Source organism: Pseudobacteroides cellulosolvens ATCC 35603 = DSM 2933 (assembly GCF_001262605.1).
GTDB lineage: Bacteria > Bacillota > Clostridia > Acetivibrionales > DSM-2933 > Pseudobacteroides > Pseudobacteroides cellulosolvens.
In genome coordinates this window covers 2706144-2722827 of record NZ_LGTC01000001.1, presented here as the reverse complement: position 1 = coordinate 2722827, position 16684 = coordinate 2706144, and the positions used below count along the sequence as shown (strand labels likewise).

The following is a 16684-nucleotide window of genomic DNA, read 5'->3' as shown; positions in this document are numbered from 1 at the left end:
TATAGGTTAGATATTGTTTTTAACCGCAATCTTTATATTTGGTATCCATTAAATTTATGTCGCTGTATGGCGATTTAATTTCTTTAGGATTATTTTTCTGCGATTTTTTTACAACGCTTATTCTAATAATACATAAATAGCGAAGAAAAAGAATCGTTAAAACAATCCCTGTAACAATTCCTATGGTAATTCCCTCAAAAAAAGCTAGTAACATTTTTTTCACCATTTATCTTAAGTATAAAATTTTTGTTTTTTGCCAAATCAAAGGTGACTAATCACAAAGCTTTAAAGTATTTAAAATTATGTTATATATTTTGTTATATTAAAAGTGTTGATAATCTTACATTTGGTGTAGCAAATAATGTGTGTTCAATGCGATTTGCTTAAGATAAATGTAATAGATTTATCACTATTAATATTGCCAGCTGCATTTATATTTTAACATTATTCAACAAAAAGAGAAATACTTTTATTGTAAATTTTTTATATATTTTATATTAATTATACTAAGAAAAATGTCGAAATAATAAAAATGATAAAAATTTAAAAAATTCTATTGACAGATTGGTCTTTTTGCCTTAAGATATCTTTGTGCCTTCTGTGAGGCACTGATGTGGTGGGTGTAGCTCAGTTGGTTAGAGTGCCAGATTGTGGCTCTGGAGGTCATGGGTTCGACTCCCATCATCCACCCCACTTATACATATAGAGGTGAGAAGTTGCAATTGTTTATAATCGACTTCACACTTCTCAATATTGGGATGTCGCCAAGCCGGTAAGGCACCAGACTTTGACTCTGGCATTTCGTAGGTTCGAATCCTGCCATCCCAGCCATTAGGGCCATTAGCTCAGTTGGCAGAGCACATGACTTTTAATCATGGTGTCCCGCGTTCGAATCGCGGATGGCTCACTAAAAACTAAAAATTCCGGGATTATACGATCCCGGAATTTTTAAATGTCCAGGAATTTTAACTGATGATAATCCGTGATAATAAGATATTAGCGAAGGGGATAAGTTATGGTAAATGATAAAAATAAAAACAAAATGCCTAATAATGTTGATTATAGTAAATATTCCATTTCGGATCTTATAAAGTTTATCGAATTCAATAAAGTTGGTTTTCCTGAACCGGTATTAAGAAATCTGATAGAAAGAAAAGAAGAAGCTGTACCGGTATTGCTGGATGTTTTGAAGAAGGTTTATGACAATTATAAGAGATATGCCAATGATGAAGACTATTTTGGACATATTTATTCCATATATCTTTTAGCACAATTCAAAGTGACAGAAGCATATCGCATGTATGTTGAGCTGTTAAAGCTTCCGGATGATTTACCGTACAAATTGTTTGGTGATTCATTATGTGAATCTACAGGAAGATTGCTTGCGTCGTTGTGTGGGAATGATTATGAGCCAATAAAGACTATAATTACGGACAACAATATTGATGATATAATAAGAAGCCATGGTGTTGCAGCTATTGCAATACTTGCTGCTCAGGGAACCAGTGACAGGGGAGAGGTTTTGAATTATTACAAGGACTTATTGGTTTCTGATAGCTGGGATAAGAATGAGGCAGTAATGGCAGAAGTGGTATCTGCTTGTAATGATTTGTATCCTGCAGAGGTAATAGATGAGATCAGGGCTGCATATGAAAAAGAGTTTGTAGATGAATCGGTTATTGAACTTGAATCAGTTGAAAAAAACTTAAAGAAGAGCAAGGATGAAGTAATTGAAGCTACCAAAAGTGATAGATATTACAACTTTATAGAGGATACTATTGAAGAAATAAAGGATTGGAGCTGTTTTGACGAGGATGGCAATGAGGCAGGGGATAAGGCTGCAAATTCTGGGAAAGTCGGACCAAATCAGCTGTGTCCTTGTGGGAGCGGGAAAAAGTATAAAAAGTGCTGCGGATAATTATTGATGAACATTATTTGTTGATGAAAATAAAGGGAGTGCTGTAATACTACTTAAAGTAGGATGGCAGCACTCCTTTATAATGTCTTGGAAATTATAGCGTATACTTTTGAATTTCGTTTTAAAAGTTTGTGGCTATATCAACAAGGCTGATGTCCTTATTTCTTTCCTCAGCCCAGCGTATTGACCATTCATTTTCAAATAGCAGTACATGATGTTTTTCATTGTCCTCTACGATCATTGTAGAGCTTGTGAGGTTAAGCTTCCTAGGATCAATATTTTCACCTATTATCCACCTTGCGTGTTTGAAAGGCAGATGTTGTATTTTTATATCAACACCATACTCATATTTCAGTCTGTATTCAAGAACCTCAAACTGTAATGCACCGACAGCACCAATAATAAGTGCTTCAATACCTATATCAATCTGCTTGAAAGTCTGAATGGCTCCTTCTTCTGAAAGCTGCATTATTCCTTTTTGGAATTGTTTTCTTTTCATAGAGTCGGAAGCAGTGACTCTTGCAAAATGTTCTGCAGGGAATATTGGAATACCGTCGAATTTAAGTTGGGAATTTCCTTCGCTCAAGGTATCACCAATATTAAAAATACCAGGATCGAAAAGGCCGATTATATCTCCTGGATAAGCCTCTTCTACAATGGTTCTTTCCTGCGCCATAAATTGAGTAGGCTGTGCAAGACGTATTTCCTTTTTGCTCTGAACATGGTAAACGCCCATTCCCTTTGTAAATTTGCCGGAACAAATTCTGAGGAATGCTATTCTGTCTCTGTGAGTGGGATTCATGTTTGCCTGAATCTTGAAAATAAATCCTGTAAGTTTATCGCTTTCAGGATCAACATCACCAATTGAAGACTTTTTGAAGCCAGGCTTTGGTGCAAGGTTAAGGAACTCTTCCAGGAATGGTTGTACACCGAAATTGGTCATTGCACTTCCGAAAAATATAGGGGTCAATTCACCACTCATTATTTTCTTTTTATCAAACTCGTCTCCTGCAAGATTCAAAAGTTCAATTTCTTCGCATAATTTATTATAATGGTGTTCTCCTAAAAGGTCGGCGAAAACTTTATCATTTACACTACCTATTGTGGATGATACTGTTGACTGTCCGTGATTTCCTCCATCAAACAGCTCTATCTGAGCTTTGCTTCTGTTATATACTCCTTTGAAATCTCCCTCGGTACCTATAGGCCAATTCATTGGATATGAACGTATTCCAAGGACGTTTTCAATTTCCTCCATCAATTCAAATGGATCTTTGCTGGCCCTGTCCATTTTGTTAACGAAGGTAAAAATAGGTATTCCCCTCATTTTGCATACATGGAAAAGCTTGATTGTCTGTGCCTCCACACCTTTTGCTCCGTCGATGAGCATTACGGCACTATCGGCTGCAACAAGAGTTCTGTATGTATCTTCACTGAAATCCTGGTGACCGGGTGTATCAAGTATATTTATACAATAATCATTATAAGTGAATTGGAGAACACTTGATGTTACAGATATACCCCTTTGTTTTTCTATTTCCATCCAGTCTGAAACTGCATGTTTATTGGCTTTTCTTGATTTTACAGATCCAGCCAGCCTGATAGCACCACCATATAGCAAAAGCTTTTCTGTCAAAGTTGTTTTACCTGCGTCAGGGTGAGATATGATGGCAAAGGTCTTTCTACGTGATACTTCATTACATATCGTTTCTTTTAAATCCGGCATTTTAGAACCTCTTTCGATAATTTTTCATTATGCTCCGCCAAATAAGACGGCAGATTAATTTTATAGTAAATTATTATTTCCTGTCAAATTAAATATATCTATTATAAAAGTTTAAAAGTGTTAATAATCAAACATTTTGCGAAGATTTTAATAGATTTGATTAAGACAAATGTAAGAGTATTTATAGTGCATCTTTAATTGCATTTAAAGCTTCGACACTAAATCTTTCTATAAAGCCTTTGGCAAATAATGAAATATCCATAGCTGTATCAACTATAAGTGGAGTTAGATCCATTCCCAATATGGAATTTTTTGATAAATCTGATGTATGGGAACTGTAAAAGGTAGCATTTGCGTGTCTTCTGCCTATAGCAGCTTTATGGTATTCCTTGTTACCTGCGATTTGGGAGTTATACACCTCAATTAAGGCTGATGCAATGTTAGGATTAGCTGATGCATCAAAGGTAACTCTGTCGGAGGACATGAGCCAGTCAAGGCTTCTCCAGACTTCACACCCATACAGCTTCTTGGGCCTTTCAGAAGGTTCAAGGTCCCTGACAGCTTCGATAACCTTTAACGCAACGCTTATATGGGTTTTGTGTTTGTCAAAAAGGTTATGGGTATATATGATTTCCGGCTTTGCATTAGATATAAGAAGCTTTAAGTCTTTTATAATATCGGTATTACCCGGGTCTTTTGCTTCTGCACTGGTGTAGTTAAGCATTGCTACTGCACTATATTCACCTATAAAAGCAGCTTTCTTTTGCTCAAGCTTTCTTATGTTAATAAACTCTTCTTCAGAAAACGAACTGTAGAACTCACCCTTTGAACTTCCAGCACCATTGGTTACAACCACACCTGTAAACCAGTTGGAGTTGCTGTTAAAGCACTCTGCAATACCATGATATGCCATGATTTCAATATCATCATGGTGTGCTGAAACCGTCATGTGGGTGGTTCGCTTCAATGCTTCAACCACAGGCTTACCATCTGGAATAAATACTTCAGCGTCAGTTTTTATAAATTCCAAATTTATCAACTCCTGAATAATCATATTTCAATATATCGAAATAAAGTGACCCTAAAATGATTCTATATTATGGTATAATCCATGTCAAATCTAATACACATTTTAAAAGAGGAATTTTACTGCCTTTATAGAATATTATTATATGAATTAATTTCTCACGACAACATCAAGGATACAAAATCACTTCGCGATTTTGTTCTTTGGTCTAAATTGTAATAATATACGAGACAGGATAGAGGGGACAAAATATGAATGAAAATGATCTGAGAATGGTTAAAGTTAGTTTTAAGGATGGGACACAAAGGCTTATTGCTGAAGGATCATCCTTAGAAGAGATTTCAAAGGACTACGAAAAGTATTATAAATATCCTATTTTGGCAGCAAAAGTAAATAATGATATTAAAGAGCTTAATTATATGATTACTAATAATTGTAATTTGGAGTTTCTTGATTTGTGTGATGATGATGGGATGAGGATGTACAGAAGAAGTCTGCATTTTATATTAATAAAAGCAGTCCATGATTTGTTTCCTGATAGAAAACTGGTAATTTGTCATGCGATTAGTAAGGGAATATATTGTGAATTAAAAGGTGAAAAGCAGCTTGATGAGGATGAGGTTATAAAGATTGAAAAACGGATGTGGGAACTGATAAAGGCTGATATACCTTTCGTTAAAAGAATGATGTCCTGTGAAGATGCAAAGGAACTTTTTAAAAAGAACGGAAGAATAGATAGGTACATGGCTGTAGAGCATAGGAGAAAGCCTTATGTGACAATGTATAACTTTGATGGGCTTGATGATTATTTTTATGGATATATGGTGCCCAGCACAGGCTATATCAAGAAATTTGCACTCAAATTTTACAAACAGGGTATGATTATGATATATCCGGACAAAAGAGATCTTTCTAAAATACCCGAGTTTGAAGAACAGAAAAAACTGTTTGCAATCTTTAAGGAATATAAAAAGTGGGGAAGCATACTTGGAGTTAATAATGTGGGCGACATAAACAATATTATAATGGAGGGTGAGATAAATACCCTGATTAGAGTTTCTGAAGCATTACATGAGAAAAAAATTGCCCAAATTGCCGATATGATAACTAATAATGAGCATAAAAAAAGGGTTGTTCTTATATCGGGACCTTCGTCCTCCGGCAAAACGACTTTTGCTCAAAGACTTTCAATACAGCTTAGGGTAAATGGTATGAAGCCGGTTACCATTTCTCTTGATGACTATTTTGTTGACAGAGAGCATACACCTAAGGATGAAACGGGCGAATATGATTTTGAGGCATTAGAAGCCATTGACGTGGAGCTTTTTAACCAGCAGCTCAGTGACTTGATTTCCGGAAAGGAAGTTGAAGTACCGATATTTAATTTTACTAAGGGAAGAAGGGATGATGTAGGAAGGAGACTTAAAATAGATGATGATCAGCTTATTGTAATAGAAGGCATCCATGGTCTCAATGAAAAACTTACATCTCTTATTCCAAAGGAAAGAAAGTTTAAAATATATGTAAGTGCACTGACATCTCTCAGTATTGATGATCATAACAGGATCCCTACTACCGATTCAAGACTTATTAGGAGAATTGTAAGGGATTTTCAGTTCAGAGGAAGCACTGCAGCTAATACTTTGCAGAGATGGCCGTCTGTGAGAAGAGGAGAGGAAAAAAATATTTTTCCTTTTCAGGAGGAAGCTGACATCATGTTTAACTCTGCACTGGTATATGAATTAGGTGTTCTCAAAGTCTTGGCCGAGCCTCTGCTTGCTGATATTGGAAGTACATCGCCTGAATATTCCGAGGCTAAAAGGCTTGTAGAATTTTTAGGTAATTTCCTTCCCATTGAGACAAAAGAGATTCCTTTAAACTCTATTATTAAGGAATTTCTTGGAGGAAGCTGTTTTTGTTAAGAAATAATTAAGACCTAAACATATTGATTATTAAGCAATAATTGTATAAAATTATTAGATGTAAATCATAGAATACATTTAAAACTAAATTAATAAAATCGGGAGGACTATTTAATGAAGAAATTTTTAACTATCATGACTACTTGCTTGATTGCCGGGGGAGTTGCAGTGACTTCCTTTGCGGCAGGCAAAATTACAGAAAGCCCTGATATCAAGATTGCCATAGATGGTAAGATTGGTCGGTATACTGATGTTCCTATTATGCAGGATGGCAGGACGTTACTTCCTTTGAGGGCTGTTTTGGAAAAACTGGGGGTACAGAATGATGACAGCCATATCATATGGGAGCCTCAGGAGAAGAGTATAACCATAAACAAGGATTCAAAAAAGATATTCCTGCAAGTTGGGAATAAAAAAGCCCAGGTTGATGAATCCAGCTTTGAGCTGGATGTTCCGCCAGTAATTTATAAAAGCAGGACGTACATACCTGCAAGATTTGTTGCAGAAAGCCTAGGAAAGAAGGTTGTATGGGACGGAAAAACCAAATCGGTTCTCATTAAAGAACCAGCATCCTTTAATGAGGTTAAGGAAATACTTGCTAAGTCTGAAGCTGCAATGAAAAATGTCAATAAAGCGAAAATGAATATTAAAATGGATGTAAAAGAGAGTGCGAAGGAAAGTGCTTCTACTCCTATTTCCGTGTCAATGAGCGGAGATATGAAGATAGAAATGGATAAAACCAGTAAGGTTGCACACATGCTGATGGACATGAAGGCGTTGGGAATGAGTATAACAATGGAGTATTACTATGATAAAGATACGCAGTATATGAAAGGGTTTTTGTTTGAAAACTGGGTTAAGACCAAGTCTGAAAAAGAAAATTTTGATACTGTAATTAACAAGGAATTAGGAATGAATATGATAGCAGCAGATGATGTCGGTTCTGCAGGCCTGGTTAAGATAGAAAGTGATAATCCAGATGAGATTGTATTGCAGGGGGCGGCGTTTTTTGGCAGTTTATCAAACTTAGGCAGTTCTCTTATGGGAGAAGAATCTACAACTGATAGTGACGAAATCCCGGCCAATTATAGTGTTAAAGTAATACTCGACAGCAAGACTTATATAATGAAGAGCTGTATCATGGAGATTGATGAAAGCAACGATGGAAGTGCAGGAGATGAGCCTGAAGCAAATGGAAGTTTTTCTATCACCTTAAGTGATATTAATGGAGATTTTACAGTTAAAATACCGGACGAAGTAATAAAGAATGCTAAAGATGCAAGTGAAATGGGCAACATTTTTAATAATTAATGAACCTGCTGCATATTGGGATAGTAAATCCTGATATGCAGTAATTTTTTCAAGTGATTGTTAACTAATTAACAATTTGATATAATATTATTATATGAAAAGTGATTGAACTTTAATGGCTTTTAATTTCTCACAACAACGATCAAGGTTGACAAAATCGTAAGCGATTTTGTTCATCCATATTTAAAGTACTGCAACATTTCAAGTTAACTTATATAACTATATAAATCTTTACGGTTCGTTATCCATATGTAAGGAAAGGAAAAGGTAGAGGTATGAAAATTAAAGAAATTTCAACAGTTCTTGAGGCTGCTATAATAGCAGGAGAACAAAACAGGGATATAGAAATAGATTCGGCTTGTGGGGCAGATTTGATGAGTGATGTAATGGCATTTGTCAAAGAAAATGTAGTTTTACTGACAGGTCTTATCAATTTACAGGTAGTTCGTACTGCAGAAATGATGGATATAAAAGTTATAGTTTTTGTAAGGGCAAAAATCCTTCACAGGAAATAATTGATTTGGCAAATGAAAAGGGTATAACTATATTAACAACAAAGTATTCAATGTTTATTGCCTGCGGTAAGCTTTATGAAGCTGGAATAACCGGAAGAGGTGGTTGTTGTTGACGGACAGTTTCTTGGAACTGAATTATGACATACCGGCAAATGATTTTTTGCATGCAGGTGAAGCTTCCAGCTCAGTAAAAAAAATGCTAAACCAGCTAGGAGTAGCACCTGATAAGATAAAAAAGACTGCGATATCAATGTATGAGGCTGAAATTAATGCAGTAATTCATGCTAATGGTGGTGCAGCACACATAGAAATATGGAAAGACAAGGTGATTATTAAAATATGCGATAATGGACCAGGTATTCCAGATGTGGACTTAGCTATGCAGGAAGGGTATACCACTGCACCGGATCATGTAAGAGATATGGGATTTGGAGCAGGCATGGGGCTTCCTAACATGAAGAGGTATGCAGATCAATTGGAGATAGACACAGAGGTTGGCAGAGGCACTGTGGTAACGATAACGGTCTATCTTAAATAAGAAATGATATTCGTTGATCGGCTGACTATTGGTTAATACTTAATATGGTTGGTTTTAAAAAGGGGGGTGTATGTATGGGAACTTATTTTCATTCTGTAACACTTGATGAGGAAAAGTGCAGAGGCTGCACTAATTGTATAAAACGTTGCCCTACAGAGGCGATAAGGGTAAGAAAAGGTAAAGCAAGGATAATTAATGAACGGTGCATAGACTGCGGAGAATGTATAAGAATATGCCCATATCATGCCAAAAAGGCTATTACGGATCCGGTGGAAATGATAAAAAATTTCAAATACAAGATAGTAATTCCGGCACCATCCTTATATGGGCAGTACAAGAGCATATATTCACGGGATAGGATTTTAACTGCATTAAAATCCTATGGATTTGACGAGGTATATGAGGTTGCAAAAGCAGCTGAGATAGTAAGCAGAGCAACAAAAAAACTAATAAACAAGGAAGGTCAAAAATTTCCTCTTATTTCATCTGCATGTCCGGCTGTTGTAAGGCTGATTCAGGTTAGATTTCCAAATCTTATCGATAACATACTGAAGTTAGAGTCACCCATGGAAGTTGCTGCTAAGATAGCAAGGGATAAAGCCATGAAAATGGAGAATCTTTTAAAAGAGGACGTTGGTGTGTTTTTTATAACTCCATGTGCTGCTAAAATGACCAGTGTTATGGCTCCTTATGAAAGGGAATTATCTTCGGTTAGTGGTGTAATATCAATTAAGGATATTTATCTTGGTGTTTTAAACAACCTTATGAAACATAGGACTCCGGAAGACCTTAGTGTTGCAGGATTTGAAGGAATTAGGTGGGCTAATTCTGGAGGAGAAAGTCTTGCTTTAGGTACAGATTCTTTTTTAGCGGTTGACGGTATTCATGAGGTCATTACCATACTGGAAGAAGTAGAGAATGATCGACTGGAAGATGTGATTTTTATTGAAGCATTGGCATGCAAGGGTGGATGTCTTGGAGGACCATTGACAATTGAGAATTGTTATGTAGCTAAAACCAAGCTTAAAAAGCATATAGATGAAGCTAAGGAAAAGGCGGTTTCAAATTGCGAGCATGAGGATGAATACGATAACATTGATTGGACTGGAAATGTAAAATATAAGCCGGTTTTAAAGCTTGATGATGATATTGAAAAAGCCATGAAGAAGCTTGAAGATCTTCAACAGATTGAGAATGGTCTTCCAGGCCTCGATTGTGGTGCTTGCGGTGCACCTAGCTGCAGAGCTCTTGCAGAGGACATTGTAAGAGGGATGGCTAATGAGACTGATTGCTTGTTTAAGCTTAGAGACAGGGTAAGAGGATTGGCTATTCAAATGATGGAACTTGAAGGTATAATGCCACCTGTTATGGATAAAGAATCAAGCAATAAGGATGTAGCAGATGAGGAGAAATAGATATGAAGGTTAGGGAGTTTATTGATAGGATTGGTATGAAGGTATGGACAGGTAATAATGAGGGATTGGAAAATAATATTAAAGGTGTTTACGCATGTGATCTATTAAGCTGGGTTATGTCCCATGCCCAAAAAGGCGATGCCTGGATAACAGTTCACACAAATCTCAATATTGCTGCTGTAGCAGTATTAACAGAGGTTTCATGTATAATCGTTCCTGAAGATATCATTGTTGAACAGGATACCATCAAGAGGGCTGAAAACGAAGGAGTAGTTATTTTAGGGACCAGCCTTAGCACTTACGAAATATGCTGCAGGGCGTATGAGTACGGCATTGGATTGTAGAATTGGATATATATGAATATAACTATAACTAGATAATATGGAATGCTTGGAGGCTTAAAATCTTGAAAATCCTGGAGGGTCCAAATGAGGTTAGCATACGACTTGCACATTCATTCTGCATTGTCTGCATGTTCTGATAAAGATATGACTCCTAATAACATAGTAAACATGTCACTGTTAAAGGAATTGGATATAATAGCGGTTACCGACCATAATTCAGCTGAAAATCTGGAGGCGGTTGTTAAATGCTCACTAGGGAAGGATATTTTGGTTGTGCCGGGCATGGAAATAGAAACAATGGAAGAAATACATGTTGTGTGCCTATTTCCAGGTTTAGATGAAGCGAATAAGATGCAGGAAATTGTTTATAGTAATCTTCCGTCTCTAAAAAACAGGGAAGATATTTTTGGCAGGCAGATTATTCTTAATGAATATGATGATGAGTTGGGATCAATAGATAGATTTCTGCTAACTGCAGTTGGAATACCAATAGAAGAAGTATATAGAACTGTATTAAGTCTTAATGGTGTAATGATTCCAGCTCATATAGACAGAAACTCCTACAGCATTTTATCCAATCTTGGGAGCATTCCGCAACACTTTGGGTTTAAATATCTCGAAGTATCAAAAAAAGCCTGTATAGAAACTTTAAAAAAGCAGTATCCTGAGGTTGGTGAATGCAGTTTGATTGTATCATCCGATGCTCATTCTCTCCCGAACATATCTGAAAGGGAGTCATTTATAGATATTGACGAAAAGTCCGCAGAATGTGTTATATCTAAAATAAGGAACGGATAGATATTACAAAAATATGTAGCAATTCGGTTATTTAATATTGAATTTGGCTTGTTACTTTGTTATAATATTAACGATTGATGTTAAATTTTTAACATGTAAAAATGGAGCAATAGCTCCGATGACAAGGGGGTTATCTATATGAATTCAAAAGATTGTTGCTGTGGATGTGCAGATGAAAATAAAGTAAAGCTGCAGCAAATAATTGAGAAGTATAAAAACACAAAAGGTGCTTTGATCCCAGTACTGCACGAAGCACAAGAAGTTTACGGCTATCTGCCTCTGAGTGTTCAAAAAACTATATCTGAGGGACTAAATGTTCCGCTTTCCGAAATATATGGAGTAGTCACATTCTATACTCAATTTTCTCTTGAACCAAAAGGTAAATATAATATTCAGCTTTGCATGGGTACCGCTTGCTACGTTAAGGGTGCCGGGTTAATTCTTGACAAGCTTAAAGAAAAGCTTGGTGTAGAAGTTGGCAAATGTACAGATGACGGCATGTTTTCTCTTGAAGCATGCAGATGTATAGGAGCTTGTGGTTTGGCACCTGTTATGATGATAAATGAAGATGTTTATGGAAGACTTTCACCTGATGATATTGAAGGTATTATAGAAAAATACAAAAAGGACTAGAATGAGAGATTTATCATTACATCTTATGGATGTTATACAGAACTCAATAGTTGCTCTGGGAACGCGAATTGACGTTACTATTGCTGCGTATTCAAAAAGTAATGAGCTCAAAATAAGTGTAGCAGATAACGGCAAGGGAATGGATGAAGAAATGGTCAAGAAGGTTACCGATCCTTTTATAACAACCAGAGATACAAGGAAAGTCGGATTGGGAATTTCACTTTTTAAGGCTTCTGCAGAAATGAGTGAAGGGCACCTCGGCATTACCTCAAAAAAGGGCGTTGGTACAACTATAGAGGCTGTATTTAAGATTAATAATATTGACAGGCCACCCTTGGGAGATGTTGCAGGTACCTTTACAGGTGTACTTGTTTCAAATGAAAACCTGCACTTAACCCTAACACTTTCCTACGATGACGAGAAGTATGTTTTCGATACAGAAGAGGTAAAAAAAGTGCTTAACGGGGTTTCTATCAATGAATATGAAGTCCTAAACTGGATTAAAGGCTATATAAATGAGGGTATAAATGTTACTTTTGGAGGTGTATTAAATGAAATCAATAGCTGAACTTGAAGAAATAAGAAAGAAAGCTTTAGACAAAATGGGAGTTAGAACAAATATAGAAGGCTACAGGATAGTAGTAGGTATGGCTACATGTGGAATTGCTGCTGGTGCAAGACCTGTTATGAATGCATTTATGGAAGAGCTTAATAAAAGAGAAGTGAAAAATGCCAGTGTTACTATGACTGGATGCGTTGGTGTTTGCAGGCTTGAGCCTATTGTTGAAGTAATTGACCCAAATGGTAATAAGACTACTTATGTTAAGATGACTGCGGAAAAAGCTGCTCGTATAGTAACAGAGCACATTGTTAACGGCAGGATTTGTGTAGATTATACAATTGGTTATGAAGATAAGAAATAAGGGGGGAGAATAGATGCAGATTTATAGAGCACATGTTCTGGTTTGTGGTGGTACCGGTTGTGTTTCATCAAATTCAGAGAAGATAATGAGTGAGTTTGAAACACATTTAAATAATAATGGCCTGGCAAATGAGGTTAAGGTAGTAAAGACAGGCTGTTTCGGCTTGTGTGCACGTGGACCTGTTGTAGTTGTATATCCAGAAGGGTGTATGTATACAATGGTTCAAGTTGAGGATATTAAGGAAATTGTTGAAGAACATCTTTTAAAAGGCAGAATAGTTAACAGGTTATTGGAGAATGGACAAAACAGTGATGGTATTGAAACTTCACTTGAAGGAGTTGAATTCTTTAAAAAGCAATTAAGAATAGCTCTTAGAAATTGTGGTGTTATAAATCCGGAGCTAATTGAAGAATACATTGCTTTTGATGGATACAAAGCCTTAGCTAAGGTTTTAACCGAAATGACTCCGGAAGAGGTTATAGATACAATCAAGAAGTCAGGACTTAGAGGAAGAGGGGGCGGAGGCTTCCCAAGCGGTTTGAAGTGGGAATTTACTGCCAAGTCAAAAGATGACCAGAAGTATGTTTGTTGTAATGCTGACGAAGGAGATCCTGGAGCATTTATGGACAGAAGCGTACTTGAAGGTGACCCACATTCAGTAATAGAAGCTATGGCAATAGCAGGATATGCTGTTGGTGCCAATCAGGGATATATTTATATAAGAGCGGAGTACCCCATCGCTGTTAAGCGTCTTAATATAGCTATTGAACAGGCAAAGCAGTATGGTTTGCTTGGAAGCAATATTTTCGGTACTGATTTTAACTTTGACCTTGAAATCAGGTTGGGAGCAGGAGCATTTGTGTGTGGTGAGGAAACAGCACTTATGACTTCCATTGAAGGAAAAAGAGGAGAGCCAAGACCAAGACCTCCTTTCCCTGCTGTTAAAGGTTTGTGGAATAAACCAACACTTCTTAACAACGTTGAAACATACGCAAATATTCCTCCAATTATTAATAAGGGTGCAGAGTGGTTTTCGAGCATAGGTACTGAAAAGAGTAAGGGAACAAAGGTTTTTGCAGTTGGAGGTAATATAAACAACACAGGGCTTGTAGAAGTACCAATGGGTACTACTTTACGAGAGGTTGTATATGAAATCGGCGGAGGTATACCAGAAGGTAAGAAGTTTAAGGCAGCACAGACCGGAGGACCTTCAGGCGGATGTATTCCTGCCAGCCACTTAGATGTTCCAATTGATTATGATTCACTAATCCAGTTGGGTTCAATGATGGGATCAGGTGGACTTATAGTTATGGATGAAGATACCTGTATGGTTGATATAGCAAAGTTCTTCCTGGAATTTACTGTTGATGAGTCCTGTGGTAAATGTCCTCCTTGCCGTATTGGAACAAAGAGGATGTTGGAAATATTGGAAAGGATAACTGACGGTAAGGGAAAAGAAGATGATATAACTAAATTGGAAATACTTGCAAAGAATATTAAGGCTTCTGCTTTGTGTGGACTTGGTCAAACAGCACCAAACCCTGTTTTAAGTACACTGCACTACTTTAAGGATGAATATTTGGCACATGTCAAAGATAAAAAATGCCCTGCAGGGGTATGTAAATCTATGATGCAATATGTAGTAAATGCTGATATGTGTAAGAGCTGCGGTATATGTGCAAAAGCATGTCCTGTTGGATGTATCAGCGGCGAAAAGAAGGTTCCTTATGTTATAGATAATGACAAGTGTGTTAAATGTGGTGCTTGTATGGAAAAATGTCCATTCAAGGCTATATTCAAGAATGTTTAATGGAAGGGGAGTGTTAAAATGGAAACAGTAAATATTACGATAGACAGTAGAAAAATTCAAGTTCCAAAGAATTATACGGTTTTGGAGGCGGCAAGATTTGCTAACATTGATATACCGACACTTTGCTTCCTTAAGGAAATAAATGAGATCGGTGCATGCAGAATGTGTCTTGTTGAAATACAAGGTGCAAGAAGCTTACAGGCTGCTTGTGTTTATCCGGTTTCTGAAGGCTTGGTTATAAATACCCAGACTCCTGCAGTCCGTGAAGCAAGAAAGGTTACTTTGGAGCTCATATTATCAAACCATGACAGAAAATGCCTTACATGTGTGAGAAGCAATAACTGTGAACTTCAAAAACTGGCTCAGGATTTAAACATTAGGGATATAAGATTTGATGGCGATTCAATGAAAATGCCGTTAGATGAAGTTTCACCATCAATTGTTAGAGATCCTAATAAATGTGTACTTTGCAGACGTTGTGTAAGCATGTGTAAAAATGTTCAGGGAGTAGCAGTTATTGATACTACTGAAAGAGGTTTTAAAACACTTGTAACACCAGCTTTCAACAAATCTCTTGATGAAGTACCTTGTACAATGTGCGGACAGTGTATAAATGTATGTCCTGTAGGTGCTCTTCGTGAGAAGGATGGAACGGATAAAGTTTGGGAAGCTCTTGCCAACAAGGATCTTCATGTAGTTGTTCAAACTGCTCCAGCTGTCAGGGTTGCAATAGGGGAAGAATTCGGAATGCCTATCGGCTCAAGGGCTACAAGCAATATGATAGCTGCTTTGAGAAGACTTGGATTTGCAAAGGTATTTGATACCGATACTGCAGCCGACCTTACTATAATGGAGGAAGGCACAGAATTATTAAGCAGGATAAAAAATGGCGGGAAGCTGCCTCTTATAACAAGTTGCAGTCCTGGATGGATAAAATTCTGTGAGCATAATTTTCCGGAATTTTTAGACAATCTTTCAACATGTAAGTCACCTCACGAAATGTTTGGTGCGGTTTTGAAATCATATTATGCAGAAAAAATGGGTATAGATCCATCAAAGATATTTGTGGTATCCATAATGCCCTGTACAGCAAAGAAATATGAGGCACAGAGACCGGAATTGTCTAGTACTGGTTATCCGGATGTAGATGTTGTTTTGACAACCAGAGAGCTTGCTAAAATGATTAGGGAAGCGGCTATTGATTTCAAAGAGCTTCCTGACAGACAGTTTGACGATCCTATGGGCGAAGCATCAGGTGCCGGCGTAATTTTCGGAGCTACAGGCGGAGTTATGGAAGCTGCATTAAGAACAGTTACAGAAATATTAAATGGAAAGCCATCAGAAAGTATTGAATATAATGCAGTAAGAGGAATAGATGGTGTTAAGGAAGCTGTTGTTGAGGCTGGTGGTATGAAGATAAAGGCCGCTGTGGCACATGGTCTTGGAAATGCAAGGAAGCTTCTTGAAAAGATTAAAAATGGTGAAGAGTACCACTTTATAGAAATAATGGCTTGTCCTGGTGGATGTGTAAACGGTGGAGGTCAGCCGATTCAGCCTTCATCTGTAAGAAGCTGGATTGATTTGAGGTCTGAAAGAGCAAAGGCAATTTATGATGAAGATAAGGAAATGCCTATCAGAAAGTCCCATGATAATCCTAGAGTTAAAACACTGTATGATGAATACTTTAAAGAGCCTGGAAGCCATAAGGCACATGAATTGCTTCATACACATTATGTAAAGAGGGAGAACTATCCAGAAGAATAATTCTCAATAAATATAAAAGGGGCTGTTGCAATTACGATTT

At 36.9% G+C, this 16684-nt stretch carries 15 protein-coding genes and 3 tRNA genes; 16 read left to right on the top strand and 2 right to left on the bottom strand.

All coding sequences use genetic code 11. The annotated features are described in order from the left end of the window. Positions 1-616: 616 nt before the first annotated feature. The 4 genes from Bccel_RS10985 (at position 617) to Bccel_RS10970 (ending at position 1918) form a co-directional block, all read left to right on the top strand. Positions 617-693, top strand: a tRNA-His gene (locus tag Bccel_RS10985). A 61-nt stretch (positions 694-754) separates the two neighbouring features. Then, a tRNA-Gln gene (locus Bccel_RS10980) sits at positions 755-831 on the top strand. Between the two features lie 3 nt (positions 832-834). Beyond that, positions 835-907 (top strand) — tRNA-Lys (locus tag Bccel_RS10975). Positions 908-1015: 108 nt separating this feature from the next. Beyond that, on the top strand, positions 1016-1918 hold the full coding sequence (locus Bccel_RS10970) for a DUF1186 domain-containing protein (RefSeq protein WP_036941839.1): 903 nt from the start codon (positions 1016-1018) through the stop codon (positions 1916-1918). A gap of 121 nt (positions 1919-2039) precedes the next feature. On the opposite strand, the gene Bccel_RS10965 is transcribed toward Bccel_RS10970, so the two are convergent. Both Bccel_RS10965 and Bccel_RS10960 read right to left on the bottom strand, forming a co-directional pair. Next, positions 2040-3644, bottom strand: coding sequence for a peptide chain release factor 3 (locus Bccel_RS10965; RefSeq protein ID WP_036941842.1), 1605 nt, complete (start codon positions 3642-3644; stop codon positions 2040-2042). Positions 3645-3825: 181 nt separating this feature from the next. Further along, a complete protein-coding gene (locus Bccel_RS10960; protein ID WP_036941846.1) occupies positions 3826-4674 on the bottom strand; it encodes a PIG-L deacetylase family protein in 849 nt (282 codons plus the stop codon). 248 nt (positions 4675-4922) lie between these two features. Between Bccel_RS10960 and Bccel_RS10955 the strand changes: the two genes are divergently transcribed. The 12 genes from Bccel_RS10955 (at position 4923) to Bccel_RS10900 (ending at position 16644) form a co-directional block, all read left to right on the top strand. Continuing rightward, positions 4923-6593, top strand: coding sequence for a nucleoside kinase (locus Bccel_RS10955; RefSeq protein WP_036941849.1), 1671 nt, complete (start codon positions 4923-4925; stop codon positions 6591-6593). A gap of 114 nt (positions 6594-6707) precedes the next feature. Continuing rightward, on the top strand, positions 6708-7904 hold the full coding sequence (locus tag Bccel_RS10950) for a copper amine oxidase N-terminal domain-containing protein (RefSeq protein WP_050753372.1): 1197 nt from the start codon (positions 6708-6710) through the stop codon (positions 7902-7904). Between the two features lie 275 nt (positions 7905-8179). Further along, positions 8180-8419 (top strand): hypothetical protein, encoded by a 240-nt coding sequence (locus Bccel_RS10945; protein WP_476748356.1) that lies wholly within the window; start codon positions 8180-8182, stop codon positions 8417-8419. Between the two features lie 109 nt (positions 8420-8528). After that, complete coding sequence (locus Bccel_RS10940; RefSeq protein ID WP_036941855.1) at positions 8529-8957, top strand: ATP-binding protein; 429 nt, start codon at positions 8529-8531, stop codon at positions 8955-8957. A 74-nt stretch (positions 8958-9031) separates the two neighbouring features. Next, positions 9032-10372, top strand: a complete 1341-nt coding sequence (locus Bccel_RS10935) for a [Fe-Fe] hydrogenase large subunit C-terminal domain-containing protein (protein ID WP_036941858.1) — start codon at positions 9032-9034, stop codon at positions 10370-10372. Between the two features lie 2 nt (positions 10373-10374). Next, positions 10375-10716: a DRTGG domain-containing protein gene (locus tag Bccel_RS10930; RefSeq protein WP_036941862.1), complete on the top strand. Its 342-nt coding sequence runs from the start codon at positions 10375-10377 to the stop codon at positions 10714-10716. An 84-nt stretch (positions 10717-10800) separates the two neighbouring features. After that, a complete protein-coding gene (locus Bccel_RS10925) occupies positions 10801-11514 on the top strand; it encodes a PHP domain-containing protein (protein ID WP_036941865.1) in 714 nt (237 codons plus the stop codon). 138 nt (positions 11515-11652) lie between these two features. Next, positions 11653-12147: an NADH-quinone oxidoreductase subunit NuoE gene (gene nuoE, locus Bccel_RS10920; RefSeq protein ID WP_036941868.1), complete on the top strand. Its 495-nt coding sequence runs from the start codon at positions 11653-11655 to the stop codon at positions 12145-12147. 1 nt (position 12148) lies between these two features. Then, entirely contained in the window at positions 12149-12715 is a 567-nt protein-coding gene (locus Bccel_RS10915) for an ATP-binding protein (RefSeq protein WP_036941872.1), read from the top strand. Beyond that, positions 12699-13070, top strand: coding sequence for a (2Fe-2S) ferredoxin domain-containing protein (locus tag Bccel_RS10910; protein ID WP_036941874.1), 372 nt, complete (start codon positions 12699-12701; stop codon positions 13068-13070). Before Bccel_RS10915 ends, Bccel_RS10910 begins: the two co-directional genes overlap by 17 nt. Before the next feature lie 13 nt (positions 13071-13083). Further along, positions 13084-14880: an NADH-quinone oxidoreductase subunit NuoF gene (nuoF, locus tag Bccel_RS10905; RefSeq protein ID WP_036941877.1), complete on the top strand. Its 1797-nt coding sequence runs from the start codon at positions 13084-13086 to the stop codon at positions 14878-14880. 18 nt (positions 14881-14898) lie between these two features. Then, positions 14899-16644, top strand: a complete 1746-nt coding sequence (locus Bccel_RS10900; RefSeq protein WP_036941879.1) for an NADH-dependent [FeFe] hydrogenase, group A6 — start codon at positions 14899-14901, stop codon at positions 16642-16644. The last annotated feature ends 40 nt before the right edge of the window (positions 16645-16684 follow it).

Bases quoted from the DNA above. Each gene is read 5' to 3' on its own strand.
- Bccel_RS10970 (WP_036941839.1), top strand. From the start codon at position 1,016: ATGGTAAATGATAAAAATAAAAACAAAATGCCTAATAATGTTGATTAT.
- Bccel_RS10965 (WP_036941842.1), bottom strand. From the start codon at position 3,644: ATGCCGGATTTAAAAGAAACGATATGTAATGAAGTATCACGTAGAAAG.
- Bccel_RS10955 (WP_036941849.1), top strand. From the start codon at position 4,923: ATGAATGAAAATGATCTGAGAATGGTTAAAGTTAGTTTTAAGGATGGG.
- Bccel_RS10950 (WP_050753372.1), top strand. From the start codon at position 6,708: ATGAAGAAATTTTTAACTATCATGACTACTTGCTTGATTGCCGGGGGA.
- Bccel_RS10945 (WP_476748356.1), top strand. From the start codon at position 8,180: ATGAAAATTAAAGAAATTTCAACAGTTCTTGAGGCTGCTATAATAGCA.
- Bccel_RS10935 (WP_036941858.1), top strand. From the start codon at position 9,032: ATGGGAACTTATTTTCATTCTGTAACACTTGATGAGGAAAAGTGCAGA.
- Bccel_RS10930 (WP_036941862.1), top strand. From the start codon at position 10,375: ATGAAGGTTAGGGAGTTTATTGATAGGATTGGTATGAAGGTATGGACA.
- Bccel_RS10925 (WP_036941865.1), top strand. From the start codon at position 10,801: ATGAGGTTAGCATACGACTTGCACATTCATTCTGCATTGTCTGCATGT.
- nuoE (WP_036941868.1), top strand. From the start codon at position 11,653: ATGAATTCAAAAGATTGTTGCTGTGGATGTGCAGATGAAAATAAAGTA.
- Bccel_RS10915 (WP_036941872.1), top strand. From the start codon at position 12,149: ATGAGAGATTTATCATTACATCTTATGGATGTTATACAGAACTCAATA.
- Bccel_RS10910 (WP_036941874.1), top strand. From the start codon at position 12,699: ATGAAATCAATAGCTGAACTTGAAGAAATAAGAAAGAAAGCTTTAGAC.
- nuoF (WP_036941877.1), top strand. From the start codon at position 13,084: ATGCAGATTTATAGAGCACATGTTCTGGTTTGTGGTGGTACCGGTTGT.
- Bccel_RS10900 (WP_036941879.1), top strand. From the start codon at position 14,899: ATGGAAACAGTAAATATTACGATAGACAGTAGAAAAATTCAAGTTCCA.